The organism is Gluconobacter sp. GP1, from assembly GCF_032913585.1.
GTDB classification, from domain to species: domain Bacteria; phylum Pseudomonadota; class Alphaproteobacteria; order Acetobacterales; family Acetobacteraceae; genus Gluconobacter; species Gluconobacter cerinus.
In genome coordinates, this window is record NZ_JASGXC010000008.1 from 49,510 (window position 1) to 73,637 (window position 24,128).

The following is a 24,128-nucleotide window of genomic DNA, read 5'->3' on the forward strand; positions in this document are numbered from 1 at the left end:
TACTCAACTTTTAGAGGGGGAGGATGGATATCGATAGATTGGCAAGTTCTGCTGGACCGGCGACGAAGCCGGATGCCGCCGAGGTCCAGCGTTCGCCCGCAAGGTTGATCGCGACCCCGCCCGCCTCGCGGATCAGAAGCGCGCCGCCAATCAGACCTGCGGCTACATGGCCATATTGCCAGAAGAGATCGAGCTGTCCCGCTGCCACATCGACCAGTTCTAGCCCTGTCGGAACTGAGGCCCTGACCAGCAACGCTGCGTCGAGCATCACTGCTGTAGATTGGGCCATGCGCTTTTTGATCGCCGCCGTCTCGCCTGGTCGCGCCTGACCGGTAGCAACGATGGCCGCGTCCAGCCCCCGCTTGCCGGAGACGTGCAACGGCTTGCCGTTCACAAAAGCGCCGCAACCGGCTATCGCGGTATAGGTTTCGCCCTTGAGCGGCTCATGGATGACGGTCAGCCACGGCTCTCCATCTCGTACCAGCGTCGCGGTCACGCCCCAGCCGTCGCGGCCGTGCAGATGATTGACGTTGCCTTCGACCGGATCCACCGCCCACCATTCACCGGCGGGCAGCGGACCCTCGCCGTCTTCGTCCTCCAGCCAGTGCGAGCCGGGCCGGGCTGCTAGCAGAATCTGTCGCAGGTCAGCGGTCACGGCCTTGTCATTATCGGCGATGCCTTGCAGCAATGTCGCCAGATCGGTCGGCGGGGGCTGAATCCGGAAGCGGTCGAGCAGGATATCCCCGGCTGCTTTCACAGCGCCAACCGCGATCTCCAGCAGCGCATTTTCTGAATTGTCGGTCACGCTTTCGTCTCACTTGATGATGGACATAAGCTATGATCTCGGCCTCATTACCGCTACTCGCCTTCCATCATGACGACATCGCACGACATCACCAGCACGAATCCCCGAAAAGCCGCGCGTCAGCGCCGGTCGGAGGCGACGGTGGATGCCGTGGTGGAGGCGGCTGCTCGCATTCTGGAGGGAAAGGGCGCGCCCGGCTACACCACCAACGCCATCGCCAGAACGGCCGGGGTCAGCATTGGCTCGCTGTACCAATATTTCCCGAACAAGGACGCGATCACCCGCGCGCTGATCCGCCGTGAACTGCGATCGCTGGAGGATGATCTCGGCCCCGTTTTCGCAGCACCCATGGCGCCCGGTGCGCTGGCTGACTTCGCGTTCGCCGCTGCCACCTATCAGATGCGACGGCCAGCTCTCGCGCGGCGCCTTGACGAGCAGGAGGAGCAGGTTGCGGCACCGGACGACCTCGCCCCGGCGCGCGCGCGCATCATGGCGCTGTTATCTGCCGTGATGCTGGGCCACGGGATCGATGCCGACACAGCATTGCTGGACGATCTCATGGCCGTCGCCAGATCATTGACCGATGCGGCCGGGCATCGCGGCGAGACGGACATCGCGCCGCTGGCGCGCAGGATCGAGTTTGCCATGATGGCGGTCGCGACGGCCGGGCGATGAACGCTCAACCCGGAACGCGCACGACATCCCCGGGCAACATGGCCCGGAAGCGTTCGGGTGCAATTCCATCCGCCGCGAGCCCAACCGCCAATCGTTCGGCAGGATCGTCACGCGCCTCGTCGGTCAACTTGAACACGCCCCAATGCATGCCGATTGCCATGCGCGCGTCCAGATCGCGCATGATCTGGATCGCCTCCTCTGGGTCGACATGCTGGGCAGCCATGAACCAGCGGGGATCATAAGCGCCGATTGGCAGAATGGCGAGGTCGGGCGGCCCGAACTTTTGTCGCAGCGCGCGGAAAATTGTGCCGGTGCCATATCCCGTGTCGCCGGCGAAATAGATCAGCTTTCCGCCCGCCCGAATCATGAAGCCACCCCAGAGCGCCATGCGGCGGTCGGCCGGTCCCCGAGAGGACCAGTGAAGGGCCGGGACGATGTGGATCTCTGCCTGCTGACCAATGGCGACCATATCGCCCCAATCGCCTGTTTCGACCCGTGCCGTGGAAATATGTCGCCGGATAATTGCGTCATTCCCGAGCGGCGTCACGATCAGTGGCGATTGACGGGCATGGATGTCACGCAACGCGGCGATGTCGAGATGGTCATAATGGTTGTGGGACAACAAAATGGCATTGATTGGTGGTAGGTCGTCTAGTCGGATGCCCGGCTGCATGACCCGCTTGGGGCCTGCAAACCGAACGGGGCTTGCCCGGTGCGACCATAAGGGGTCGGTCAATAGGTTGATGCCCGCAATCTGGATAAGGACGGTCGCGTGGCCGACCATTGTGACGGTCAAGCCTTCAACGTGCGGTTCGGGCACGACCGGGGCGATCTCGACATGCTTCGGCCATGGATTGTTGGGGGCAGAACGCCGCCAGCGCACGATGTCGCTCAGCCCCCGGTCCGTGTTGGGTTCACCGGGATTGAAGAAGCGCGCTCCATCGAAATGGTCGCTGACAGGGCCCCGATACCAAGGGTTTTGGCGCGGCATCTCAGACCCCTTTCATGCTTCCATAGTGCACGCCGCTCTCGAATGCGCGGGCAAGTGTGGTGACGGTCGCGTGCAACATGGCTTCGACCGGGGCGTTTGCCGTGACGAGTTGCGCCACAAAGGCAGGATGCACATAGACCGTCACCGCGTCGCGAACGACGCCCGCTGCGACATCGATGTCGTCGATATCCCACTCGCCCCGCCGTACCGCCTTTTCGATCAACTTCGCGACGAGATTGGTGATCCGTGCGGCATAAGTGTTGATCATGTCGGGTCGATCTACGACGATGCGTCGATACAGATCGTGTATTTCGCGGTCGCCGACAAAACGATCACGCTTGCGTCGGTGCAGGTCGAGAATCATCGCCGTCAGTCGCTCGGCGGCCGGGCCATCGGTTTCGATATACTGCGCTGCCAACTGAGCTTCGTCGTCCATCGCCTCCTGGACGATCGCATCCATCATGGCGCTCTTGGAGCGATAGAAGCGGTAAAGTGCGGCATGGCTCACACCCAAGTCACGCGCCACGTCAGTAACATTCGTCTTGGCCTCGCCGAACCGACGGATTTGCGCCTTCGCACTCTCGAGGATGTTGGCTGCCGTCAGCGGCTGAAGAGGTGTTTCTCGCATGCCGCTTCCATAGACTGCACCATAACGATCTACAAGTTACAGCGCACAGATATTGTAAGTTGAAACATTTGATGCCACATGAGGCTCCATTCATAAGGAGGCCGCATATGGCAACTGCATTCGTAACCGGCGCCACAGGGCTGCTCGGTCGTAATTTGGTGGAACGGCTTGTTCAGCAGGGCTGGACTGTCCGCGCCCTGCACCGCAACCCTAGTGATGCCGCAAAGCTGAGCGCGATCGGCGCGGAGCCTTTTGCGGGCGAGCTGGGCAATCCGGCTGCGCTCCGAAAGGGGATGGCAGGCGCAGATACCGTGTTTCACGCGGCCGCGCTGTTCACCATGTGGGCACCGGCGGAGGACTTCGAGAGCGCGAATGTCGAGGGCACCCGCAACATGCTGGCAGCGGCTCAGGCGGAGCGGGTCTCCAGCTTCGTCTACATCAGTGCCGCCGGCGTCGTGATGGGCAATGGCAAGCCGATGACGGACATCACCGAGGACACGCCGCTCGCCTATCCCTCCTGGGCTCCGTATCTCGCGTCCAAAGCACGCGCGCAGAAGCTGGTTCTCGACGCAAACAGGCCCGGGGGTTTGCGCACCGCCGTAATCCTGCCGCCTCTCATCTGGGGAGCGGGCATGCCCATGCTCGACAACATGGTCGAGCATGTGATGGCAGGCAGTTTTGCATGGCCCGCAGGCGGCAACCAGATCATGTCGACCGCACACGTCGACAATGTCTGCGCCTGCGCCATCCTAGCCGCTGAGAGATCACCGGGCGGCCGAGCTTATTTCGTAACCGACGGACAGAGTCAGTCGATGCACGCGGTGATGACCGCGCTGGTCGGGACCAAGGACGTAGAGATCAAGGCCCGCAATGCGCCATTGGGAATTGCATGGTTCATGGCGCGGGCGATGGAATTCGTTTGGCGCACGTTCGGGCGTTCGGGCGAGCCGCCGTTGACCCGACAGATGCTGCGGATGGTAGGCTATGACTTCACCATATCGGATCGCCGCGCGCGTGAGGAGCTAGGCTACGCCCCCGTCACGAACTGGGCGCAGGGCTTGGCCGCGATGCGCGCCGCTGCCTGAACCCACTCTTCCAAACGCCAGATATCGGAACAGACGATCATGACAAGCTCATTCAATAGCGGACTTGGCACGTCCGTCGTGACCGGTGCATCCGCCGGCATTGGGGCGACCTATGCCGACCGTCTCGCACGTCGCGGCCACGACCTCCTTCTCGTTGCCCGTCGCGCGGAACAACTCGAAAGCGTGGCCCAGGCGATCCGGGACGCGCATGGCGTCACCGTCGAGACTTTGGCGGCTGACCTCGCCGACCCGTTTGACCTAACGCGCGTGGTGGACAAGATCGGCGGCGATCCCCGGATCACCATGCTTGTGAACAATGCCGGCACGGCCACCTTTGCGCCTGTCATCAAAATCGGCGACGGGGCGGCTCAGGCGATGATCGACGTCAACGTCACGGCCCTTGTCCGCCTGACGCTGGCTGTGCTCCCCGGGTTTACCGCCCGTAACAGCGGCACGATCGTCAACATCGCATCCGTCGCCGCGCTCGGTGAATTGCCCGTGACTGCTCTCTACAGCGGCACCAAAGCTTTCATCCTCAGCTTCACGCGTGGGTTGTCGGGCGAACTGGCCAATACGGACATCCGGGTGCAAACTGTGCTGCCCGCGCCTGTCGCAACGGAGGGCTGGGACAATGCCGGCCTGCCACTCGCCTCCCTTGATCCCGACACGGTGATGTCGGTCGCCGATTGCGTGGACGCCGCTCTTGCCGGTCTCGACATCGGCGAAACGATCACGCTGCCATCAGTGGAAGATCTGGCGCCCCTGCTTGCCGATTATGACTCTGCGCGCTTCGCAATGTTGGGCATGGCGCAGAGCGGAGCGACAGCTTCACGATACAAAGTGGGAGGTTGAACGCGCTGCTATAATTGGCGTCGGAGAGCATACGGTTTTTGGGAGGGCAGAGTGAGTGACCGATTCCAGTCTGACCGTATTCGAAGCGATGCCCCTTCATTGCTGCGGTTCGTCACTCGCCCTCGCTCACTCAGCATCGCCTTTTAGCGACGGCATTTTGACCGCGTTGAGATAAGCGATGCACATCAATCTCAGCTGCCGCAGTAATGTGGCGACTTGAGCAGCTTCAAGATCGCGCTCGAACACGTTGCGGACCGTGCCGAAAATGCTGGAAAGAAGGGTGAGGATCACCGTCGGGAGATCGGCAAAATCGGCATCGGTAGCGCTGCCGAACATCGCCGCAGTGGCCGCGTCGGCGCGACGACCAAAGGCCTCGATCAACACCTCGTTGTCCAGCTCGGCGACAGACCGGTACAAGGCACGGGTCACCTCGGGTCGCTCGGCTTTGGCGCTCCAATAGGTCTTCACCAGCCCGGCGACCATCTGCTCGATCGATGCGCCCCGATGCGCCTGGCAAAAGCTTTCCAATTTTTCAGCCAAAACATCCAGATAACGCTCGTTCACGGCGTAGAACAACGAATGCTTGTGCGGGAAATATTGGTACATCGTGCCGACGGAAACCCCGGCCCGCTTCGCCACCCGCGTCGTCGTAAGGCGATAGGGTCCATCGGCCACCAAAACCTGAATGGTCGCCTCGAAGATGGCGTCCAATGTCACCGCTGCGCGTGCTTGGCGCGGCCTTTTCCGGGGCGTTAGCTCGATGGGTGGGCGCGAGACCATAAGCGAATCCTCAAACTGAAGCATCGTTCATATATAGGCATCTCGGAACACTGCAGCATTTTAGGATCAATTATGGCCGACACCAACCGCATCGCGCTCGTCAGCGGCGCCAACAAGGGCATCGGGCTGGAAATCGCCCGCCAGCTGGCACAGGCCGGCGTCTTCGTCATCATCGGCGCCCGTGATCCGGCACGCGGCGAGGCGGCGGTCGCGGATCTCGCCTCGCAGGGATTGCGGGGGCAATTCGTCCCGATCGACCTCATCGACCACGCAACCATCGCGGCGGCGGCCGAGACGATCCGTGCGGAACACGGCAGGCTCGACATCCTTGTCAACAACGCCGGAATCGTCGATGCTCAGGACGGTCCACCGACCGCATCATCTGCCGATGCGGCCCGGCGGATCATGGATACGAACTTTGTTGGCACCCTGGCCCTGACGCAGGCCATGCTTCCGCTTTTGCGCGCAGCGCCGGCCGCAAGGATCGTCAATCTCTCTAGTTCGCTAGGGTCGCTATGGGTCAACGGCGATCCGACATCACCCTATTATTCGGCACGCCTGATCGGGTACAATGCCTCCAAGGCGGCAGTAAACATGCTGACGGTACAACTTGCGCAAGAGCTGCTCGACACGCGGATCGTCGTGAACTCGGTCAGCCCAGGCTATGTGAAGACGGACCTTACCGGCTTCACCGGCTTTATGACGCCGGAGGAAGGCGCCAAGCTACCGGTCGAATATGCGCTGCTCGGTGAGAATGCGGTGTCCGGGAGGTTCGTCGAAGCGGCCGGCGAGACTCCCTGGTAAACCGGCCCTCGCCTTACCCAGGACTTGGCGGGTCGCTCGGGCTACCCGCCAAGGCATACGGTCACCAACCTTCCCTCGCGCCCTACGGCCAAGCCTGACTACCACGTTCGCCACAAGCAGATCAATAAATGGCGCGTTTTAGGATCGTGGCGCACCGCCCTAAACCACTTAATTTGAATGCACTGCTGCCAGACCGCTCAATGGGACGGGAATGGCGGGTTTAGGAAGGAGCGGCCATTGACGCGCTGGCCGGCGACTTCTGGAAGTGGTCGAACACCACCGTTCAGTTTAGCGATCGGCATCATGAGAAGGTGAGCCTGCGACGATGTGGCCTTTTTCGATGGCCTCAAGATTTCCGTACTTAGAGGTGGCCCCCATTTTTCGGACAGGACGATAAGCTATAATCCGATCTGAGAGAGGACGGGTTTATGGGTAAGGTTACGCGGAAACGGTATTCGGGTGAGTTCAAGTCTCGTGTTGCGCTGGAGGCGATCCGTGGTGAGCAGACGCTGGCGGAACTGGCGTCGAAGCACGGCGTGCATCAGACGATGATCGCCCAATGGAAGCGCCAGGCGATCGAGGGCATGGCGAGCCTCTTTTCTGGCAAGGCAGCACCGGAAGCGACAGCCAGCCCGGCCGATGTGGAGAAGCTGCATGCGAAGATCGGCCAATTGCTGGTGGAACGTGATTTTTTGCGCGATGCCTCTGCTCGGTTGGGCGTGATCAGAGGCGGCAGATGATTGACCCGAAGCGAGCGCGTCTGCCGATAATCCGGCAATGCACGCTGCTGCAACTCAACCAGTCGGGCGTCTACTATCGGCCTGTGCCACAGAGCGAGGCCAATCTGGAGCTGATGCGGCTGATCGACGCCCAGTTCCTGGAAACGCCGTATTATGGCTCACGGCAGATGACATGGCATCTGCGCCGCCTGGGACATGAAGTGGGCCGCAAGAGGGTCCGGCGGCTCATGGCGATCATGGGCCTGCGGGCGATCTACCAGAAGCCGCGCACGACCGTGCCCCATCCGGAGCATCGGAAATATCCATATCTGCTGCGGGATCTGGTCATCAATCGGCCTGACCAGGTCTGGTGTTCCGACATCACTTATATCCCGATGCACAAGGGCTTTCTCTATCTGGTGGCGGTGGATGGATTGGCACACGCGCAAGGTGCTGTCCTGGCGTCTGTCGAACACAATGGATGCGGAGTTCTGCGTCGAGGCACTCCGGGATGCGCTGGTGCGCTACGGCTCCCCAGAGATTTTCAACACGGACCAGGGTTCACAATTCACGACGCCCCGGTTCACCGAGGTTCTGGAACGACGCCAGGTTCGCATCAGCATGGATGGGCGCGGTCGCTGGCTGGATAACGTGTTCATCGAACGTTTGTGGCGATCATTGAAATATGAATGCGTCTACCTGCATGCGTTCGAGACCGGATCAGAGCTACGGGCCGGGCTTGCCGGATGGATCGCCCATTATAACGGGAAGCGTCCGCATATGGCGCTGGCTGGACGTACGCCCGATGAGGCGTATCATGACGTGCCGAGGCCCTCTGGTCCGGGGTTAACCCCGGACCAGAGGGCCAACAGCAACGCCGTCAGAAGGGCGGCATAACGACAACCGGGTATAGCTTATTCAAACCCAAAAACTGTCCGAACGGACGGGACCACCTCTGGACCACCTCTGTATCGGGAGGCATCTTTGATGTTCGGCTTGCCGCTACAGGCAGCAGCGGGACTGCAGGATGGGGAAAAGGTGCCCATGGCGGGGATGGTTAAGAGCTTCACGGATGGAACGGAAATTGGTGGCCTGCTCCACCGCTATGGGCTGGTTTGAGAAGATCAGAAAGGCAGCTTAGGGAGGGGAGAGCGGAATGTCGGCTATCAGACTGTAAGATTGGTAAAGTGGCCATCGCGTTGTCGTGGCTCATGTTGTCGGTCCCCTTTAGGAACAGCGCGAGGTTCGGCGTCCGGTGGTAGTAGAAGCGGATCATGGGCGTGCACCACTGTAAAGTTCGATCAAGGCATTCGGGGGATTGCGACGTCGAGCAGCGCGTAAAGGCTGCTCGACGTTGACGTTCAGCCGACTGTCTTGATCCAGACTGTCTGCGCGTTGGTGAATTCGCGTAGACCGAAGTGCGACAGTTCGCGTCCGTAGCCGCTCTGCTTGACGCCGCCAACCGGAATACGGGCATTGGTCGTGCTGAAGCCGTTGATGAACACCCCGCCGGTTTCCATGCGCCGGGCGATCTGCTGTGCGCGGCCGATGTCGCTCGTCCACAGATTGCCGCCGAGGCCATAGTCGCTGTTGTTGGCGAGTTCGATCGCATGCTCCACATTGTCCGCGATCGTGATGGCCGCGACGGGTCCGAAGGTTTCCTCGACAAAGGCGGTCATACCGGGCGCGACATCCGCGAGCACGGTCGGCTCGTAGAAATTACCCGGCCCTTCGACCTTGCTGCCGCCCAGCAGCAGAGTGGCGCCCTGCGCGATCGTCCGCTGGACCTGGCTGTCCAGTTCGTCGCGCAGATCGTGGCGCGCCATCGGCCCGACCTGCGTCATCGGATCGGAGGGGTCGCCGACCTTCAGTGCCTTCGCCGCCGCCACGAATTTCTCGGTAAATGCCTCGGCGATCGGACGCTCGAGAATGAAGCGCTTGGCGGCGAGACAGACCTGCCCGGTGTTTTGGAAGCGCGCCTCGACAGCGGCCTTTACCGCCAGATCGATGTCGGCATCCGCCAGCACGATAAAGGCGTCGCTTCCGCCCAGTTCGAGAAGGCTTTTCTTGAGCGCCCGTGCCGCTGTCGCCGCAACGGCCGCGCCGGCCCGCATGCTGCCGGTCAGCGTGACGGCGGCGATGCGCGGATCTGCGATCACGCCTGCCACCGTATCATTATCGGCGTTCAGATTGGCGAGCAGGCCCTGCGGAAAGCCCGCTTCTTCATAAGCGCGCTGAAGAGCATAGGCTGCACCCATCACGTTGGGCGCGTGCTTGAGGAGGAAGCCGTTGCCCGACAGCATGATCGGCGCGGCAGCGCGCACCACCTGCCAGAGCGGGAAATTCCACGGCATGACGGCCAGGATCGTGCCGACCGGAAGATAGGACACATAGACCCGGTCATCGCCATCTACGGTGACGGGTTCATCGGCCAGGATCGCGGGGCCGTTCTCCGCGACCCATTCGATCGTCGCTGCGCATTTCTCGACCTCGGCGCGGGCAGCACCGATCGGCTTGCCCATCTCGGCGGTAATGAGCGCGGCCAGCGTGTCGGCCTGTGCGCGCAGCACGGTGGCGAGGCGTTGATAGGCCGCGACCCGCTCCGCCATCGAGGTATCCCGCCAGATCCGGAAGGCGGAACGGCCGGCGCTGAGTGTCGTCTCGACCTGATCGGCACTGTCGAACGGATAGTTCTGAATAAACAGGCCATCGGCCGGATTGCGCGATACGGCGCCGGCAGCGGCCTGAGGCCGGGAATTCGTCATGGAAATCTCCTGAACATCGAGTGTTGATGAGCAAAAAAGGAGAGGCTAGGCGGGCACCATGCCGGCAACGGCCTTGGCGAAGCCCGCGACATGATCCTCCATCGCGACCTCGCCGCGATTGACGCCCAGGCTGCCGCCCGCGAGCAGAGACACCACATCGGTCACGCCCATGAATGCGAAGGCGCGCCGGATCACCGGGGTGACCAGATCGTCCTCGCCACCTGCAACATGATGGTCGCGCGTTGCGATGAGTACGCGTACCGGCTTGTCCTGCAGAAGCCCTGGCCAGCCCGGCGCCAGTTCGAAGGTGAACCCCGGCCGGACCAGATAGTCGATCCAAGACTTTACGACGGCGGGGACCGAGAAATTATACATCGGCGCGGAAATGAGGATTTCGTCCGCCTCCACGATCTCCGCGATCAGCGCGGCGGACAGCACCAGCGCGCGGTCCATGTCGGGCGTGCGCGGCACCTCCGGTGGCGCATAGACCCCGGCGATCCAGTCAAGGCCCAGATAGGGGATGCCGGACCCGACGAGATCGCGATCCACCACCTGCCCGCCGGGATGAAGCGCTCTCCAGCGATCGACATAGAGCTGGCCCAGCCGGCGCGAGATGGAGTGCGCGCCGCGCGGGCTGGCGGTCACGTTCAACAATTTAGGCATCGCAATGTCCTCTGACGAAGTTAGTTTCACACCCGGATAGACACGGCCTGGCCGGCGTAACCGGCGGCCCAGCGTGAACCAGGCAGCATGGCAGGCTTATTTATGGACGAGCACGGTCTTGGGGTTGGTGAAGAGCTGACGCCCCTCCGCCCCATGTTCGGTGCCGACGCCCGACTGCTTGTGGCCGCCGAACGGCACGTCGACGCCCTGAGTATGGATCTCATTGACCCACACCATCCCGGTCTCCAGGCGGTTGGCGACGGCGACCGCTGCGCGGGTGTCCCGACCCCACACAGAGCCGCCGAGGCCGAAGGGGCTGTCATTGGCACGCTCGATGACGTCGTCGACGTCGTCATAGGCGATGATCGGCACGATCGGCGCGAACTGCTCCTCCTGCACGATCTTCGAATCCTCGGGCGGATTGTCGACGATGGTGACAGGAATGAAATAGCCCGGCCGGCTCTCGTCGACCGTGCCCCCGAGCACCACCTTCTGGCCGTTCACGCGGATGTCTTCGAGGAAGGTCTTTACCTTGTCGAACTGCATCTTGTTCTGGACCGGGCCGATCGTCACGTCGGGATCAAGGCCATCGCCCATCTTCTGGGTCTTCGCATAGGCCACAAAAGCCTCCACGAAATCGGCGTGAAAGGAGCGGTGCACGTAGAGCCGCTTGATGCCGACGCACCACTGGCCCGAATTGCCGACCGCGCCGAAGAAGAGCTGCGGGATGATCGCCTCCCAGTCGGCGTCCGGCAGCACGATCGCGGCATCGTTGCCGCCCATTTCCAGCGTCAGTCGCTTGACCGTGCCGGCTGCCGACCGGATCACATGCTTGCCGGTCTCGGTCGAGCCAGTGAAGCTGATCTTGGCGATGTCCGGGTGTGCCGTCATCTGCGGCCCGAGCTCATTGTCGCCCGAGACGACCGAAAGGACGCCGGCCGGAAATACGCTCTGCGCAATCTCGCCGAAACGCAGCGAGGTCAGCGGCGTAAAGGGCGACGGCTTGATCACTATGGTGTTGCCGGTGATCAGCGCAGGCGCGACCTTCCAGAGCGCCAGAAGAACCGGGAAATTCCACGGTGTGATCGCGCCGATGACGCCGAGCGGCGTATGGTGTAGCTCGACATAATGGCTGTCGGTTTCCTCGACGATCTCGACCGGGATGCGCCGCGCGGCGATCTGGCGGATCCACGAGATCGACTGATCAACCTCGGGCTCGGCCATCGTCTTGAGCGGCTTTCCCTGTTCCAGCACCAGCAGGCGGGCCAGTTCGTCGCGGTGTGCCTGAAGGGCGTCGGCGTAGGCTTCGAGATAGGTCTGGCGTTCGTCATAGCTGAGTGCGGACCAGCTCTTGAACGCGGACTTGGCCGAAGCGATCGCCTCCTCCATCTGCTCGGCGCTGGCAGCTGGAGCCTTGGCGAGCACATCGCCCGTCGCAGGGTTTATCACATCGAAGCTCTTTGCAGCCCCGACGTTCCGGCCTGCGATGCTCAGATAATAAGGGCGGGTGAAGAAATCGGCCGATCCATCGGCTTTTAGAGCGATAGCCACGGGTAAACTCCTTGGATTCATCGGTTGCGACGACCTCCGGGTCGCCGGGGCGCGTGAAGGGGTCAGTTCAGGAAAAGACGATCGAGAAGCGGCAGCCTGTGGCGATACAGGTCGATCGCCAGATGAAGCGCCCGCATCTCTTCTGCGTAGAAGGGTTGGGCGGCGATGACGGTCGCGGCAGATCGCAACAGGCGGCGCATCGATGATCTCCAGGGTTCAGGCGGCCGCCTCCGTCTCGTCGGTCCCCGCCACCAGAAACACTCTGGAGACGCTCCCCGCGAGGCGGTGCGGCAGCGCCGCCTGATATTCAGGGCTTGCGTACCAGGCGCGGGCGGCGGCCATCGATGCGAAGCTCAGGATCGCGACGCCCTCCGCGTCCTCTCCTTCCAGCACGTCCTGTGGGCCGTAGAAGGCGAGCGGCGTCAGCGGATGGATCTCGCGCGCCTTCGGGGCCCGATCCCGATACCTTTGCAGGGCATCGGGATCGGTTGTCCGCTCGCGCACGATGACAACGTAAGCGGTCAAGCGGCGACCTTGAGCGCGTCGATCAGCGCGCGGGCGGTCGCAGCCGACGAGCCGGGGTTCTGGCCGGTGATGAGCAGGGCATCCTGTACGACATAGGATGCCCAGTCGGGACCACGCGAGTAGAGGCCGTCCTTCGCCTTCAGTTCGTCCTCGACGAGGAAGGGCACGATGTCGGTGAGGCCGACCGCATCCTCTTCGCTGTTGGCGAAGCCGGTGACCTTCTTGTTCGCGACTAGCGGCTGGCCATCGGCCGCCTTCACGTGGCGAAGCACGCCCGGCGCATGACAGACGAAGGCGACTGGCTTATTGGCGGCGACGAAGCTTTCAATCAGTGCAATCGAAGTCGCGTCCTCGGCCAGATCCCACAGCGGACCATGGCCGCCCGGGTAGAAGACCGTATCGAAATCGGCCTGATCGACGCTGGCAAGCGTCACCGTGGCGGCGAGCTCGCCCATCGCGGTCGCGTCGGCCTCGAAGCGTCGCGTCGCGTCGGTCTGGTTGGCCGGCTCGTTGCTCTTGGGATCGAGCGGCGGACGGCCGCCCATGGGTGAGGCGAGGACGATCTCGGCACCGGCGTCCTTGAAGTTGTAATAGGGTGCTGCCAGTTCCTCGAGCCAGAAGCCGGTCTTGCGGCCGGTGTTGCCGAGCTGGTCGTGCGAGGTGAGAACCATCAAAATCTTCATGTCGTTATCTCCATTCGATCTGTGATCGGTGCGGTAGTTTGCAAAAAAAATAGACCGGTCGCCTTGTATGTTGACGGGAAACCTTTGGCTTGCCTCCGATCGGCACTCATGATTCCGCTGCCGGTGACACTATCCTTATCGTCCACTAGACCGGTCGTCTAGTGCTTTTCTGAAGCACCATGCGTTTTTCTCTCCAACCTGTATGCGCCTCCATCGATTAGGAGGGTCTTGAAGGCTATTTTCAGCAACATGCTTCGGAAGGCCGAGACCGACAAAAGGGTATAGACGACTGGTCTAAGATTGTTTATTGGTGATGGATCATGGCGACCGATACAACCGAAAAAGACACCCGTTCCCTCATCCTCGCCACTGGCCAGCAGATGATGAGCCGCAAAGGCTTCTCGTCGGTCGGGTTGACGGAGATCCTGACGGGGGCCGGCGTGCCGAAGGGCTCTTTCTATCATTATTTTGCGTCGAAGGATGCCTTCGGCGCGGCAATGCTGGAAGCCTATTTCGAAGAGTATCTTGGTGAGATCGACGGCATCATCGCCAAGCCCGGTCTCACCGGCGGCGAGCGCGTGATGCTCTATTTCGCGAATTGGCGTGAGTCTCAGGGGGCGTTCGATTGCCAAGGCCGCTGCCTTGCGGTCAAGCTCGGGGCGGAGGTGTCCGATCTGTCCGAGTCAATGCGCCTCGCACTGAAAACAGGCACGAGCAGGATCATCGGTCGGCTGAAGACGATGATCGAGATGGGTTTGGGCGACGGCTCTATCAAGATCGCCGGCTCGCCAGTCGACGCGGCCGCGAGCCTGTACTACCAGTGGCTCGGGGCCAGTGTGATGGTAAAGATCGTGCGGACTCACGATCCGTTCGAGACCGCGCTTCTGTCAACCCGATCCATGTTGGGAATGATGAACCACTAATCCCCATCGCAGTCTGATGTGGCGGAGCGACCTTGTTACGGTGAGACGCGAGCGGTCCCTTATGCAGATCCTCGACTGACGTGCACCCCTTATTTGTATCCAACCAAGAGGAGAGCTCTCGTTTTTTATGACTTGGGGTTGATGGGATGAGAAGAGTATCGCCGTAATGGCCGGTTTCAGCGATATATGCCGTTTAATATCCTGGCGCAAAACGACGGGCTCGTCCCAAACTTCGGCCTATTGACGTGAGTGTAGCAACGTCAGCTTTCGGGAAAATGCAAAAATTGCCAAGACGTCTGAGAAGCGGGCGTAAGCAGACCTACCGCTAGACGGAGCCGGGGGAAAAGCTTTCACTTCGAACCCGCATGATGGTCTGCCGACTTGTAGAGAATTTTCTGGCAAGTGCAGACACGCTCATACCCTCCGCCAGATCCTTGAGGACGCTTTGCCTCTCACCTTCTGACAGTGTGGAAGGCCGCCCCAGGGTCTTCCCTTCTGACTTTGCCCGCCTGAGACCAGACTGCGTGCGCTCGATCAGCAGATCCCGCTCAAACTGTGCGACAGCATTCAGAACCTGCATCGTCATTGTGCCGGAAGAACTGGTCAAATCAGCACCACCAAGTGCGAGGCAGTAAACCTTCACTCCCATGGCTCCCAGCATTTTAACCGTGGTGCTGACATCCATTGCATCGCGACCAAGACGATCAAGCTTGGTCACGATCAGAACATCTCCAGCTTCCAGTCGATCCATGAGGCGAGCAAAGCCACGCCGTTGCGCGATGGAGGTACTCCCGGAAATAGTTTCGGTAACGACGCGACGCGGCTCAACCCGAAAACCGGCTGCTTCAATTTCCTGAATCTGGTTTTCGGTCGTCTGACCGACTGTAGAGACGCGAACATAGGCAAAGGTGCGTGGCATGGGGATCATTTCGTCCGAATAGGATGTCCGAAATATGGACTATGTTCGAAATACTGTAAAGGTAATTTACGGACAGATCGCCTTCCCCCTGTCCGTAAACGATCGTTTTCGGACAGGAGGAACTTATGGCACCATCACATGAAATGACCTATGTTACAGATATGACCTCAATTAAGGTTGCAACCTCATCAAGCGGGGGATCAGTTGTATGATTCGTGTCAACGTTATGCCGAATGGCCGCCTTGTCCTGCCGGTTGGTCTGCGCAAGTCACTTGGCGTCGAAAAAGGCGGCCAAGTCATGGCGGAGATCGTGGACGGGGAGGTTCGCTTGATGACGCCCGATGCCTCGCTTGATCGAGCCAGAGCATTGTTCCGAAAATATGTCCCGGCCGGCACGTCGATTGCCGATGAAGTCATTGCTGAACGACGCGCAGAAAATACGCTGGATAACCATGACAATAAGGTGCAGCGCTGATGCCGATTTGCGTCATCGACACGTCCGCTGTCTTTGCGGACTTGAACGAAGAAACCGGAGCTGAAGAAGCTCGGCGCTGGCTGCGCGATGCAGCCATCTCCGCCATCAACCTGCAGGAGATCGTTTCTAAGGCCGTTGATAAAGGCGTCCCGGCCGAAGGAATATTCGAACTGATCGCGGCTTTGCGCCTCGACGTGCGGCCTCTTGATCACAACCTGGCTCTGACGGCTGGATTGATGCGCGATGCGACCAAGCGGGTTGGCCTTAGCCACGGAGACCGCGCCTGCTTGGCCTTAGCCAAAAAAATGGGCCTTCCCGCGGTCACGGCCGATCGGGCATGGGCCGAGATTGCTGAGGCAATCGGCGTTGAAGTGGTTCTCATTCGATAGACTTACTCGGTGTAAATCTTGTGTGGGTTTTCTGTTCCGCAGCCACTCAACCCCCGGGGGAGCTGCTAGAAAAAGCGGACCTACCGCTTCCGTCTCATGTCGGACAATCCGAAGCACAAACAAATGCTCCCAAAGCGGACGACGTTGGCCAAGCTTGCCTGGGTGACTTTTATTTTCTCAGGTGAGCATACATGCCCGACGGGTTCAGGACAGTCCGAACTGGTGTTTCTTTTCCGAAGGCTTGATGAAGCGCGTGGTGAGCAACAAAGCGCCATGACATAACGCGAGCAACCCAAATGTTTCGGCATAAGCGTCTGATGCGACATGAGACGGACCGACTATCGCAAGCCGCCACCCGAGGAATGTGGCGCACGCTGTAATCAACATCGGCCCTCCGATCCTTTGCATGATGTTCAGCGCAGTCGTTGCCATCGGGATATCCGCGCGTGCGATCGAAGCGTATCCCGCGCTCATCGCCGGAATGCCGACGGCGCCCGCACCGCCGCCACGCAACAACAATGCTATGGTCAGCAGGACGACATTCAGACCGCTATAAGCAAGCACCACCAAAATCACTGTTCCGACCAACGACAAAAGAGCCCCGCAACCGGTTAGATTGCGCGCGTCAAACCGGTCACTCAGACGGCCAATGAGCGGATAGACGCACATCATCCCCAGCCCCAGAGGCGCCATGAACAGGCCTGTCCGCTCGGGCGAGACACCGCAGGCGTGGATCAGCCACACCGGAAGAAGCATCTGACCGGCGAACGACACCCCGTTCGTCAGAAACATGATGACCGCCGACACAGAAAAGGCGGGTGCACGCAGCAGGCGCAGATCGATCAGCGCGTCATCACCCTTGTATCGAGCGGATCGGACATACAGGACGAACAGCACGAGAGACGCACCCAGGGTCGCTGATCCGTAGGGTCGGGTGACATGATCCATGCCGTAGAGAAACGAGACGAGGGCGGGTGCGAGCAATCCGAGCCCTGTCAGATCAAGCGGTCGGGGGCGCTCCTCATGTCTGTCGTCCGGGAGAAACAGAACGGCGAGGATGAAGGCCGCGAGCCCGACCGGGACATTGAGAAGAAAGATCCATCGCCAGGACGCGAGGGAGAGAATGGCGCCCGCGACGACGGGTCCAAGAAGCGGCGCGAGCAGAACGGGCGCCGTCATTGCGCTCGCGACCCTCGGCATCTGTCGGCCCGCTACACGGGCAACCGTCATCTGCGCCATAGGGGCGAGCAGGCCGCCCGCCATGCCTTGCAGTAGACGGAATATGATCAGAGACGGTGCAGACCACGCCAGTGCGCACAGGCCTGATGTCAGTGTGAAGGCACCGAAGCACCATAAATAGACCGCTCGCCCCCCGAGGCGGCTTACGAGCCATCCGTTCAGCGGCAACGTCAGGGCGAGAGCCAGCAGATAGCCGCTAACCACCCATTGAATGTGCGAAAACGGCGCGTGCAGGGTCGCGACAAGATCTGGTAGCGACACATTGACGATCGTGGCGTCCAGTTGCGCCATGAAAGATCCGATCGCCGCGACGCTCACGATTTTCCAGGTGCCTGGAGGTAGTCGATCCGAGCCTTGGGTAGGCGACGATGTTCCGGCGTTCATGAACGATCTCTCCGGGAACCGTGAGACGCGCAGACGTCCGCCATGCGCTCACGCATCCAGCGCGATCGCCTCGCTGGTCGTCACGCGGCCGAGGCGGGGGAAAATCTCCTCGCAGGCAAAGCGCTGCATCTCTTCCGTGAATGTGGACATGACATCCGTGGCGAGCACGACATTATATCCATGCTCATGCGCTGCTCTGGCAGTCGATTCTACGCCCAGATTGGTGGCGATTCCGCCTAGCACGATGGTCGTGATACCGCGTCGCCGCAGCTGGAGGTCAAGATCCGTGCCGTAGAAGGCACCCCACTGCCGTTTCGTGACACGCAGATCGGTTGGCTCGGCAAGTCCGTCAACCAGTTCTGCCCAGTCCGGCGCGAAACCTCCGGGCGGCGAAAAGTTGCGATCGACGACCGCATGCACGGCATCGGCGAAATCTGGTGCGAACGCTACATTAACCAGAATGACCGGAGCCCCGGCAGCCCGGAAACGCATTGCGAGTTCTTTCGATCGCTCAACAATTAAAGCACCCGGTGTCGGAGCTAAAGGAAGCCCCGTGATGCCCTTCTGGAGATCGATCAGGACGAGAGCCGTCCTGGTGGCTGAAAGCGAAATCATGGCAAGACCTTCCCTATCGGCATTAGAACCGCCATCCCGAACCGTTGTCCGGAACACACGGAAACGTTAATAAGTTGAGCATATACTCAAGCAGGAGCATTATTTGAGGATGGACTCAAATACGTCAAGAGCAAAACGAGCGACTCTTCAACCGCTGCGAGCAGCCGGACGTCAACGTGTCGAAGAACTGCTGGTAGCCGCATCGGACCTGATGGCAGAGCGCGGTTACGAGGCGACGACTATGGCGGAGATCGCAGCAAGAGCCGGAGCGAAGATCGGCTCGCTGTATCGCTTCTTTCCGAACAAGGAAGCAGTGGCGGATGCGCTGGTGCAGCGGTACGTCACCATTCTGGAGGACGAATACGCAGTTCTCGCCCAACGGGCGGCCACGCTTTCTCCAGAAGCATTGGGGGATGTATTGATCGAGTTGTTCGTCGCGCTGCATCCTCGCGTAAAATCTCTGTCCGCGTTGATGGAGGCACGGACAGACGGGATGGAAATCCGCGAGCGTGCACGCGGGCATGCCATAGCCGGAATTGCAGCAGCGTTGAGTGTTTGCGCGCCGGGATTGAATGAAATGCTGGCGAAAGACATCGCAGTGGTTGTTCTGAACACCATGAAAGTCTTACGCGGTATGCTCACGAAGGACGCCCCCACCACACCCGGTGCTCCTGACGAGCTACGGCGAATGAACCGTCTTTATCTTTCGGACCGGCTGGCACCCTTCCGAAATATTTGAGCCCGTGCAACAGACACGAAGACATAATTTTCCGGATTGATGAGGTATTGGACAGACGACGTGAGAGCCTTGGCGCCGTCGCGGAGAGTGAGATGTTGTCGCAGCTTACGCCCTCACAGCGGTCGCTTTATTGGCCCCATACCTCTTTTAAAGCAGACATGGTATATACGCATCATGGCTATTCGGTGAAGCCAATAAGCAGCCTACCTATCGGATGGAATATTGAAACTCGTACTTTTTTGCTCCGTAAGTAAGATATTCGATACTAGTCAATTGCTTATCTATGACCTATCTGCGAACACTCCAAAGTGGTCCCGGCTTTTTACTCGACATTAAGTTAGATACGTCCTGATCACTTTTTTGCGTATTGAGATGCATCGCTTGCCAACTGCGCATCCGTCAACGTCAACCCATCCGCGGCCTCGCTTGCCATCTTCAGATTTCTGATAATGGACTCTGCAGCCGCCAATGCCGCCAACGCCGATGCACGGTCACAGTCTTGAGCGAGCCGCCTTGCGCGACCAGCATGAATTAAATTTCGATAATTGCGAGCACGATGGGCAATATCACGAGTGCCAGTCGTAATAATTTTCAGAGCTGATGCCCTATCAATAAATGCTGCGAGCTCTAAATTTTCAGGGGCGCAACAGTTGCCTCGAGGGTCTTTGATTTCCTGTGGATCATAATCCTTCGCTTTTGGTATAGCCCACAACAGCAACGCCTCACAAACAGACCCGGCCAAGACAGTCGCAGCTTTCCATTCCCCATTGCGCAGAGCACTAGCAGCACTGGATAGATCTACACGAATACTCTTACGCATCTCCTCATCATCGACAAATGGCAACTCAGTTGTAGTCGGTGAAGGCACAGCGTCTGGACACTTCACCAATGCAGCGTGGATTAACTCAAGCAGGCCCATTCCGCTGTGAGGCTGTAACGCCATACTCGGACCTGGTCTCCAATGCTCAACGGCATTCTTAATAGATTCAACGGAGAATATTAAATTAGCATAATCACTTCCGCTTATTGTTATGTATTCATTTGGTATTTCTTCAATTAATCGCACCAATCCGGATAAATAGCCGGAAGTCAGAGCAGAAATTAAAACGGATCTACCAGCCCCTGTGATGTTTCGGGGCCGATTTCCAATGCTGAGATATGCAATAACTTGTGAGGGCAATACGCGCGGCAAAATGATACCTTTCGATATAGAACTCTTATTTTAGAATACGGAAGTTAGATTTATGGGGGAACTAGCACTACCGTTGCGAATCGTTTTTCGGCTTCAAAATCGAGTAATTTAGCTAAATCAAGAGGCCATGATTCAAATTAAGTTCTGACATCGCGAGTAAATCGCAAGCGCGATTCTGAAATTATATATGTTGGATCTAAAGGGCGCAACGTAGGTGTTTCTCAAACAGAGTTGGCCTCCCGCTGCATGTCCGGTTTTGCCCTTTTTGCGCCGAGAGCCGACATCCCGCTCTCCCCCCATATTAGCCATTTTAATAAGCGTATCGGGACCTATGTTTTCTCAGCGAGCCGCAGAGAGCAGATCACTCACCAACGACGGCCGCTTATCCAATATCGCCAGCAAAACCTGGGCTGGTCCGGTTGGCTGACGACGACCATGTTCCCAGTTCAGAAGGGTCCCTTTGGCGACCCCGATGCTTCTGGCAAACTGTGCCTGAGAGAGTCCGGTCCGGGTTCTGATAGCCGCCACGTTAACCGACGGAATACGGACCTGGTGGGTCACGCTGTCCTCGACCGGAGCTTCCGAATAGGCGAGAGCCTCATTCAACCCCTGCAGAATGCTGTCATAAGCGCTCATGATGGTTCTCCGTATTTCGCAACAAGCGTCTTGCTCAACTCTACCAGGGCAGCCTGTTCAGATCGCGTCAGATTGTCTTTCTCGTTTTTAGCAAAAACAGTCAGGAGAAACAGAGGCATCTGTCTTCCACCAAAAACGTAGAGAGTTCTGTACCCTCCCCTCTTCCCACCACCCTCGCGGGAAAATCGGACCTTTCGCAGACCGCCGCCTAAAGAAATGCCAGCCTCTGGCATCGCAGCGAGCATGTCGATCAGAGCCATACGATCGTCGTCTGACATCAGGGCTTTTGCCCGCTTTATGAATTCAGGCAGTTCGACAACGGTCTGCAGCTTTGACATTCACAAAAACTTATACGTCATTGGCTCATACGTCAACGGCGTATAGTTCGGAGACATGAAGGGCGTGATGGGCATTTAGACAAACAGCCGTTCAGAAACCTCATGAAATACCAAAAACCCGCAGTTTTTCGCCATAAAATCTATGTCCATTTTTTTACTTTATCGGACATAGGGGGTGGGGCCCAAGAAAGACCCGAAAAGGCCTTTTCGAGGCGTGTTCCAATGATGTTCATGCAAGGACAAAGTCTGCTCCCGGAAAGACAGCCCGATCGTCTCTGGCCCTCTTTGCGAGAGACATTTCAACTCACGCAGGCTTGGAACCGTTTCTCTGCGTTGCGGCTGACTTGGGGGGTGAGCAGAATGTCGGCTGTTGGGCGGTAAGACTGGAAAATCGGTCATTCGTGCAATCGACTGTCACGACACAAATGGGCGTCTCCTGAAGATCAACCTGACAACCTACTTCGTCGGGCGAGAGCTGTCCGTCTCATAAGACCCCGCATATATGCAGTCGTCATGCCAGCGATAGGTTCATGGTCAGTGCCTGAGGGACGGAGCAGAAACTGCGGCCAGCGCGAGGCTGAAGCGCTCCCTCTTTTTGGAGGGAATTGCTTCAGACCGCTTCTGTTCTATCACTTTACCTTCGTAAAGGCATCGCGCAGGAAATGAGCCGCCTGGGCGACTGCGGCGGTGGCCGCCGGCGTCTTGGCGAGCGCATTGAGCATAACGAAATCGTGGATCGTCGCGTTATAGCGGGTCGTTATGACCGGCACGCCAGCTTCGACCAGGCGTCGGGCGTAGGCCTCGCCCTCGTCACGCAGGACATCGTTTTCATCTGTGATGACCAGCGCTGGCGCCTGCCCGTGCAGGATGGAGTCCGGCGTGTTCAGCGGCGAGACATGCGGCTGGGCGCGATCAGTGCCGGCAGGCAGATACTGGTTCCAGAAATAATCCATGGCTTTCGCTGTCAGCCAGGGGCCACTGGCGAACTCGCGATAGGATCCGTCATTCATCGCGGCATCGGTTACCGGATAGAACAGGAGCTGGGCTACGGGCCTGGGTCCATGCCGCTCCGCAACGAGCGCGGAGACGACCGCAACCATATTACCGCCGACGCTGTCTCCGGCGATGGCAATGCGGGATGGATCGATCCCGAATTCGACCGGATGACGAGCGACATACTCCAGAACCGCATAATCCTGCTCGATCGCAGTTGGATAACGCGCCTCGGGCGAGCGTTTGTAATCGACGAAGATGACCACCGCACCGCTGCCCGCCGCCAGATCGCGCACGAGGCGGTCATGGCTGGCCGGGCCGCCCATCACCCAACCGGCACCATGATAATAGACGATGGCCGGCGCATGGTTCGGGGCGTCGAACGGGCGATAGATCCGGATGCGTGTGCTGCCGGTCGGGCCAACGGGGAGCACGCGGTCGGTGATCCGGGCAGAGGGAGCGGTGACCTTCACCGACGCCTGCGCGCCGTCCAGCAGCGCACGGGCATCGTGCGGCGACAGCGAGGGGATGGCCGGGACATGGGCGGTGGCGAGGTCGTTGAGGAAATGCTGGGTCGTGGGCTCCAGCACGGGAGCGGCGAGCGCGGGCGCGGCGGCAATAGCGGTAGCCAAGGCGATGACTGTGGAGAGGCGCTTCATGATGGAAAACTCCGTATCGATCAGGCTGCGATCGGCCTGTGAAGCATTACATATCGCGTGCGATATTATCGCGCAACATGTTAGATTGCATAGCTCCTATGCATTAACATCGCCCGAGATTTGATATTGCGCGATATAATGGCCCTGCTTATGGAGGACGATATGAACGAAGACCCATCCACACCTGATCTGTCGAATTTCGTGTGCTTCTCGCTGTATGCCGCGAGCCACGCCTTCAATCGGCTGTACCAACCGCTGCTCGAGCCGCTCGGTCTCACCTATCCGCAATATCTGGTAATGACCGTCCTGTGGAGCAGTGACGGCAGACTTGTCGGCGAAATTGGATCACAACTCGATCTGGTCAGCTCCACCCTGACGCCGTTGCTCAAGCGGCTGGAGGGCGCTGGCCTTGTGGAACGCACCCGCGACCAGAAGGACGAACGACAGGTGCGCGTTCATCTGACCGAGGCCGGTCGGGCCCTGCGCGTTCAGGCCGAGACGATTCCGGCTTGTGTGTTGGCGGCGACCGGGCTGTCGATCACCGAACTGCGGGACTTGCGTAATCGGGTCGACCGGCTACGCCAAGCCGTCAGCTCTCCGCGTGCTCCGGGCTGCAATTCCGACGATCATTGAGCCTGTCATCCATCAATAACCATTTCCAGAGAGACTGGTGTTGAGTTCCCCCTACGCCCTAACAGAGACGAGCGGGGTCATCGCACTTGGCCGCCGGCACATACCGCGCATTTTAGGCGGGATGCTCGTGATGTTGGTCGTGATCGACAACAGCCTATCCTCGCAAGCCATGAACACGTCCGTTTCAGAGAAGCGAAGAGCGACGCTCTGGCTTCTGACATGTAGGTGGTAGCGGAAGTGTTTTGCTGGCTCTCACTAGTCAGCCATTATCATGGCACGCCGCTACGGTGGCCATAACTGAAGCACTGGAGGCAAGACAAGATGCTGGATCTCCGGCCCAACTGCGAATGCTGCGACCGTGACTTGCCGCCTGAGAGCCCCGAAGCGCGAATATGCACGTGGAGGGTTCGAAAAACCCCCTGGTATTGAGGTCTGCTCTGTGATTCCATTTCCCCTTAGTTGATTGGG

Annotated in this window: 28 protein-coding genes and 1 pseudogene; 12 read left to right on the forward strand and 17 right to left on the reverse strand. The window is 59.5% G+C overall.

Going from position 1 to position 24,128, the window contains the following annotated elements; all coding sequences use genetic code 11:
* Nucleotides 1–10: 10 nt before the first annotated feature.
* The gene (locus R5H23_RS14680; RefSeq protein WP_063905444.1) at nucleotides 11–805 is read right to left on the reverse strand and encodes an inositol monophosphatase family protein; all 795 of its coding nucleotides are present in this window, start codon (nucleotides 803–805) and stop codon (nucleotides 11–13) included.
* Nucleotides 806–874: 69 nt separating this feature from the next.
* Here R5H23_RS14680 and R5H23_RS14685 point away from each other — a divergent pair, with 69 nt between their 5' ends.
* Entirely contained in the window at nucleotides 875–1,480 is a 606-nt protein-coding gene (locus R5H23_RS14685) for a TetR/AcrR family transcriptional regulator (protein ID WP_063905443.1), read from the forward strand.
* Between the two features lie 4 nt (nucleotides 1,481–1,484).
* Here R5H23_RS14685 and R5H23_RS14690 read toward each other — a convergent pair whose 3' ends face one another.
* The gene (locus R5H23_RS14690; protein ID WP_317215892.1) at nucleotides 1,485–2,471 is read right to left on the reverse strand and encodes an MBL fold metallo-hydrolase; all 987 of its coding nucleotides are present in this window, start codon (nucleotides 2,469–2,471) and stop codon (nucleotides 1,485–1,487) included.
* A 1-nt stretch (nucleotide 2,472) separates the two neighbouring features.
* Nucleotides 2,473–3,099, reverse strand: a complete 627-nt coding sequence (locus R5H23_RS14695) for a TetR/AcrR family transcriptional regulator (protein ID WP_063905441.1) — start codon at nucleotides 3,097–3,099, stop codon at nucleotides 2,473–2,475.
* Between the two features lie 107 nt (nucleotides 3,100–3,206).
* Here R5H23_RS14695 and R5H23_RS14700 point away from each other — a divergent pair, with 107 nt between their 5' ends.
* Both R5H23_RS14700 and R5H23_RS14705 read left to right on the forward strand, forming a co-directional pair.
* Complete coding sequence (locus tag R5H23_RS14700) at nucleotides 3,207–4,184, forward strand: NAD(P)-dependent oxidoreductase (protein WP_064275321.1); 978 nt, start codon at nucleotides 3,207–3,209, stop codon at nucleotides 4,182–4,184.
* Nucleotides 4,185–4,223: 39 nt separating this feature from the next.
* Nucleotides 4,224–5,036, forward strand: coding sequence for an SDR family oxidoreductase (locus R5H23_RS14705; RefSeq protein ID WP_063905439.1), 813 nt, complete (start codon nucleotides 4,224–4,226; stop codon nucleotides 5,034–5,036).
* Between the two features lie 126 nt (nucleotides 5,037–5,162).
* On the opposite strand, the gene R5H23_RS14710 is transcribed toward R5H23_RS14705, so the two are convergent.
* The gene (locus R5H23_RS14710; protein ID WP_064275345.1) at nucleotides 5,163–5,816 is read right to left on the reverse strand and encodes a TetR/AcrR family transcriptional regulator; all 654 of its coding nucleotides are present in this window, start codon (nucleotides 5,814–5,816) and stop codon (nucleotides 5,163–5,165) included.
* Nucleotides 5,817–5,888: 72 nt separating this feature from the next.
* Between R5H23_RS14710 and R5H23_RS14715 the strand changes: the two genes are divergently transcribed.
* The 3 genes and pseudogenes from R5H23_RS14715 (at nucleotide 5,889) to R5H23_RS14725 (ending at nucleotide 8,458) form a co-directional block, all read left to right on the forward strand.
* On the forward strand, nucleotides 5,889–6,620 hold the full coding sequence (locus R5H23_RS14715; protein WP_064275322.1) for an SDR family oxidoreductase: 732 nt from the start codon (nucleotides 5,889–5,891) through the stop codon (nucleotides 6,618–6,620).
* A gap of 428 nt (nucleotides 6,621–7,048) precedes the next feature.
* A pseudogene (locus tag R5H23_RS14720) lies at nucleotides 7,049–8,236 on the forward strand (IS3 family transposase).
* Nucleotides 8,237–8,326: 90 nt separating this feature from the next.
* Nucleotides 8,327–8,458, forward strand: a complete 132-nt coding sequence (locus R5H23_RS14725) for a hypothetical protein (protein WP_256445922.1) — start codon at nucleotides 8,327–8,329, stop codon at nucleotides 8,456–8,458.
* Nucleotides 8,459–8,700: 242 nt separating this feature from the next.
* Here the strand turns inward: R5H23_RS14725 and R5H23_RS14730 are convergent, their stop codons facing one another.
* The 6 genes from R5H23_RS14730 to R5H23_RS14755 all read right to left on the reverse strand — a co-directional run bounded on the left by R5H23_RS14730 (nucleotide 8,701) and on the right by R5H23_RS14755 (nucleotide 13,526).
* Nucleotides 8,701–10,104 carry an NAD-dependent succinate-semialdehyde dehydrogenase gene (locus tag R5H23_RS14730; protein ID WP_064275324.1) on the reverse strand — a complete coding sequence of 468 codons (1,404 nt, stop codon included), beginning with the start codon at nucleotides 10,102–10,104 and terminating at the stop codon, nucleotides 8,701–8,703.
* A 45-nt stretch (nucleotides 10,105–10,149) separates the two neighbouring features.
* Complete coding sequence (locus tag R5H23_RS14735; RefSeq protein WP_064275325.1) at nucleotides 10,150–10,767, reverse strand: FMN-dependent NADH-azoreductase; 618 nt, start codon at nucleotides 10,765–10,767, stop codon at nucleotides 10,150–10,152.
* 96 nt (nucleotides 10,768–10,863) lie between these two features.
* Nucleotides 10,864–12,318 (reverse strand): aldehyde dehydrogenase family protein, encoded by a 1,455-nt coding sequence (locus tag R5H23_RS14740; RefSeq protein WP_253490648.1) that lies wholly within the window; start codon nucleotides 12,316–12,318, stop codon nucleotides 10,864–10,866.
* Nucleotides 12,319–12,380: 62 nt separating this feature from the next.
* Entirely contained in the window at nucleotides 12,381–12,518 is a 138-nt protein-coding gene (locus tag R5H23_RS14745; RefSeq protein WP_157091241.1) for a hypothetical protein, read from the reverse strand.
* A 16-nt stretch (nucleotides 12,519–12,534) separates the two neighbouring features.
* Nucleotides 12,535–12,843: a DUF1330 domain-containing protein gene (locus tag R5H23_RS14750; RefSeq protein WP_064275327.1), complete on the reverse strand. Its 309-nt coding sequence runs from the start codon at nucleotides 12,841–12,843 to the stop codon at nucleotides 12,535–12,537.
* On the reverse strand, nucleotides 12,840–13,526 hold the full coding sequence (locus R5H23_RS14755) for a type 1 glutamine amidotransferase domain-containing protein (protein WP_064275328.1): 687 nt from the start codon (nucleotides 13,524–13,526) through the stop codon (nucleotides 12,840–12,842). Before R5H23_RS14755 ends, R5H23_RS14750 begins: the two co-directional genes overlap by 4 nt.
* A gap of 320 nt (nucleotides 13,527–13,846) precedes the next feature.
* On the opposite strand from R5H23_RS14755, the gene R5H23_RS14760 reads away from it, so the two are divergent.
* On the forward strand, nucleotides 13,847–14,449 hold the full coding sequence (locus R5H23_RS14760; RefSeq protein ID WP_064275329.1) for a TetR/AcrR family transcriptional regulator: 603 nt from the start codon (nucleotides 13,847–13,849) through the stop codon (nucleotides 14,447–14,449).
* A gap of 325 nt (nucleotides 14,450–14,774) precedes the next feature.
* Here R5H23_RS14760 and R5H23_RS14765 read toward each other — a convergent pair whose 3' ends face one another.
* On the reverse strand, nucleotides 14,775–15,368 hold the full coding sequence (locus R5H23_RS14765; protein ID WP_064275330.1) for a recombinase family protein: 594 nt from the start codon (nucleotides 15,366–15,368) through the stop codon (nucleotides 14,775–14,777).
* 208 nt (nucleotides 15,369–15,576) lie between these two features.
* Between R5H23_RS14765 and R5H23_RS14770 the strand changes: the two genes are divergently transcribed.
* Nucleotides 15,577–15,843 (forward strand): hypothetical protein, encoded by a 267-nt coding sequence (locus R5H23_RS14770; protein WP_244974628.1) that lies wholly within the window; start codon nucleotides 15,577–15,579, stop codon nucleotides 15,841–15,843.
* Entirely contained in the window at nucleotides 15,843–16,232 is a 390-nt protein-coding gene (locus tag R5H23_RS14775) for a PIN domain-containing protein (protein WP_064275331.1), read from the forward strand. Before R5H23_RS14770 ends, R5H23_RS14775 begins: the two co-directional genes overlap by 1 nt.
* A 204-nt stretch (nucleotides 16,233–16,436) precedes the next feature.
* Here the strand turns inward: R5H23_RS14775 and R5H23_RS14780 are convergent, their stop codons facing one another.
* Together R5H23_RS14780 and R5H23_RS14785 are read right to left on the reverse strand one after the other, a co-directional pair.
* A complete protein-coding gene (locus R5H23_RS14780; RefSeq protein ID WP_064275332.1) occupies nucleotides 16,437–17,855 on the reverse strand; it encodes a DHA2 family efflux MFS transporter permease subunit in 1,419 nt (472 codons plus the stop codon).
* 48 nt (nucleotides 17,856–17,903) lie between these two features.
* On the reverse strand, nucleotides 17,904–18,470 hold the full coding sequence (locus tag R5H23_RS14785) for a hydrolase (RefSeq protein ID WP_064275333.1): 567 nt from the start codon (nucleotides 18,468–18,470) through the stop codon (nucleotides 17,904–17,906).
* A gap of 109 nt (nucleotides 18,471–18,579) precedes the next feature.
* Here R5H23_RS14785 and R5H23_RS14790 point away from each other — a divergent pair, with 109 nt between their 5' ends.
* Nucleotides 18,580–19,209 (forward strand): TetR/AcrR family transcriptional regulator, encoded by a 630-nt coding sequence (locus R5H23_RS14790; RefSeq protein ID WP_064275334.1) that lies wholly within the window; start codon nucleotides 18,580–18,582, stop codon nucleotides 19,207–19,209.
* 352 nt (nucleotides 19,210–19,561) lie between these two features.
* Here the strand turns inward: R5H23_RS14790 and R5H23_RS14795 are convergent, their stop codons facing one another.
* The 4 genes from R5H23_RS14795 to R5H23_RS14810 all read right to left on the reverse strand — a co-directional run bounded on the left by R5H23_RS14795 (nucleotide 19,562) and on the right by R5H23_RS14810 (nucleotide 23,027).
* On the reverse strand, nucleotides 19,562–20,275 hold the full coding sequence (locus R5H23_RS14795) for a hypothetical protein (protein WP_157091242.1): 714 nt from the start codon (nucleotides 20,273–20,275) through the stop codon (nucleotides 19,562–19,564).
* 465 nt (nucleotides 20,276–20,740) lie between these two features.
* The gene (locus tag R5H23_RS14800; RefSeq protein WP_064275336.1) at nucleotides 20,741–21,037 is read right to left on the reverse strand and encodes a DNA-binding transcriptional regulator; all 297 of its coding nucleotides are present in this window, start codon (nucleotides 21,035–21,037) and stop codon (nucleotides 20,741–20,743) included.
* On the reverse strand, nucleotides 21,034–21,375 hold the full coding sequence (locus R5H23_RS14805) for a type II toxin-antitoxin system RelE/ParE family toxin (protein WP_064275337.1): 342 nt from the start codon (nucleotides 21,373–21,375) through the stop codon (nucleotides 21,034–21,036). Before R5H23_RS14805 ends, R5H23_RS14800 begins: the two co-directional genes overlap by 4 nt.
* A 629-nt stretch (nucleotides 21,376–22,004) precedes the next feature.
* On the reverse strand, nucleotides 22,005–23,027 hold the full coding sequence (locus tag R5H23_RS14810; protein WP_211501672.1) for an alpha/beta hydrolase: 1,023 nt from the start codon (nucleotides 23,025–23,027) through the stop codon (nucleotides 22,005–22,007).
* A gap of 138 nt (nucleotides 23,028–23,165) precedes the next feature.
* On the opposite strand from R5H23_RS14810, the gene R5H23_RS14815 reads away from it, so the two are divergent.
* A complete protein-coding gene (locus tag R5H23_RS14815; protein WP_082872822.1) occupies nucleotides 23,166–23,660 on the forward strand; it encodes a MarR family winged helix-turn-helix transcriptional regulator in 495 nt (164 codons plus the stop codon).
* A gap of 321 nt (nucleotides 23,661–23,981) precedes the next feature.
* Nucleotides 23,982–24,089, forward strand: a complete 108-nt coding sequence (locus R5H23_RS14820) for a DUF1272 domain-containing protein (RefSeq protein WP_211501671.1) — start codon at nucleotides 23,982–23,984, stop codon at nucleotides 24,087–24,089.
* Nucleotides 24,090–24,128: the final 39 nt, after the last annotated feature.

What these genes read in the sequence shown, in the direction of transcription:
- R5H23_RS14685 (WP_063905443.1), top strand. Translation starts at nt 875, where the DNA reads ATGACGACATCGCACGACATCACCAGCACGAATCCCCGAAAAGCCGCG.
- R5H23_RS14690 (WP_317215892.1), bottom strand. Translation starts at nt 2,471, where the DNA reads ATGCCGCGCCAAAACCCTTGGTATCGGGGCCCTGTCAGCGACCATTTC.
- R5H23_RS14695 (WP_063905441.1), bottom strand. Translation starts at nt 3,099, where the DNA reads ATGCGAGAAACACCTCTTCAGCCGCTGACGGCAGCCAACATCCTCGAG.
- R5H23_RS14700 (WP_064275321.1), top strand. Translation starts at nt 3,207, where the DNA reads ATGGCAACTGCATTCGTAACCGGCGCCACAGGGCTGCTCGGTCGTAAT.
- R5H23_RS14705 (WP_063905439.1), top strand. Translation starts at nt 4,224, where the DNA reads ATGACAAGCTCATTCAATAGCGGACTTGGCACGTCCGTCGTGACCGGT.
- R5H23_RS14710 (WP_064275345.1), bottom strand. Translation starts at nt 5,816, where the DNA reads ATGGTCTCGCGCCCACCCATCGAGCTAACGCCCCGGAAAAGGCCGCGC.
- R5H23_RS14715 (WP_064275322.1), top strand. Translation starts at nt 5,889, where the DNA reads ATGGCCGACACCAACCGCATCGCGCTCGTCAGCGGCGCCAACAAGGGC.
- R5H23_RS14725 (WP_256445922.1), top strand. Translation starts at nt 8,327, where the DNA reads ATGTTCGGCTTGCCGCTACAGGCAGCAGCGGGACTGCAGGATGGGGAA.
- R5H23_RS14730 (WP_064275324.1), bottom strand. Translation starts at nt 10,104, where the DNA reads ATGACGAATTCCCGGCCTCAGGCCGCTGCCGGCGCCGTATCGCGCAAT.
- R5H23_RS14735 (WP_064275325.1), bottom strand. Translation starts at nt 10,767, where the DNA reads ATGCCTAAATTGTTGAACGTGACCGCCAGCCCGCGCGGCGCGCACTCC.
- R5H23_RS14745 (WP_157091241.1), bottom strand. Translation starts at nt 12,518, where the DNA reads ATGCGCCGCCTGTTGCGATCTGCCGCGACCGTCATCGCCGCCCAACCC.
- R5H23_RS14755 (WP_064275328.1), bottom strand. Translation starts at nt 13,526, where the DNA reads ATGAAGATTTTGATGGTTCTCACCTCGCACGACCAGCTCGGCAACACC.
- R5H23_RS14760 (WP_064275329.1), top strand. Translation starts at nt 13,847, where the DNA reads ATGGCGACCGATACAACCGAAAAAGACACCCGTTCCCTCATCCTCGCC.
- R5H23_RS14765 (WP_064275330.1), bottom strand. Translation starts at nt 15,368, where the DNA reads ATGCCACGCACCTTTGCCTATGTTCGCGTCTCTACAGTCGGTCAGACG.
- R5H23_RS14770 (WP_244974628.1), top strand. Translation starts at nt 15,577, where the DNA reads ATGATTCGTGTCAACGTTATGCCGAATGGCCGCCTTGTCCTGCCGGTT.
- R5H23_RS14775 (WP_064275331.1), top strand. Translation starts at nt 15,843, where the DNA reads ATGCCGATTTGCGTCATCGACACGTCCGCTGTCTTTGCGGACTTGAAC.
- R5H23_RS14780 (WP_064275332.1), bottom strand. Translation starts at nt 17,855, where the DNA reads ATGAACGCCGGAACATCGTCGCCTACCCAAGGCTCGGATCGACTACCT.
- R5H23_RS14785 (WP_064275333.1), bottom strand. Translation starts at nt 18,470, where the DNA reads ATGATTTCGCTTTCAGCCACCAGGACGGCTCTCGTCCTGATCGATCTC.
- R5H23_RS14790 (WP_064275334.1), top strand. Translation starts at nt 18,580, where the DNA reads ATGGACTCAAATACGTCAAGAGCAAAACGAGCGACTCTTCAACCGCTG.
- R5H23_RS14800 (WP_064275336.1), bottom strand. Translation starts at nt 21,037, where the DNA reads ATGAGCGCTTATGACAGCATTCTGCAGGGGTTGAATGAGGCTCTCGCC.
- R5H23_RS14805 (WP_064275337.1), bottom strand. Translation starts at nt 21,375, where the DNA reads ATGTCAAAGCTGCAGACCGTTGTCGAACTGCCTGAATTCATAAAGCGG.
- R5H23_RS14810 (WP_211501672.1), bottom strand. Translation starts at nt 23,027, where the DNA reads ATGAAGCGCCTCTCCACAGTCATCGCCTTGGCTACCGCTATTGCCGCC.
- R5H23_RS14815 (WP_082872822.1), top strand. Translation starts at nt 23,166, where the DNA reads ATGGCCCTGCTTATGGAGGACGATATGAACGAAGACCCATCCACACCT.
- R5H23_RS14820 (WP_211501671.1), top strand. Translation starts at nt 23,982, where the DNA reads ATGCTGGATCTCCGGCCCAACTGCGAATGCTGCGACCGTGACTTGCCG.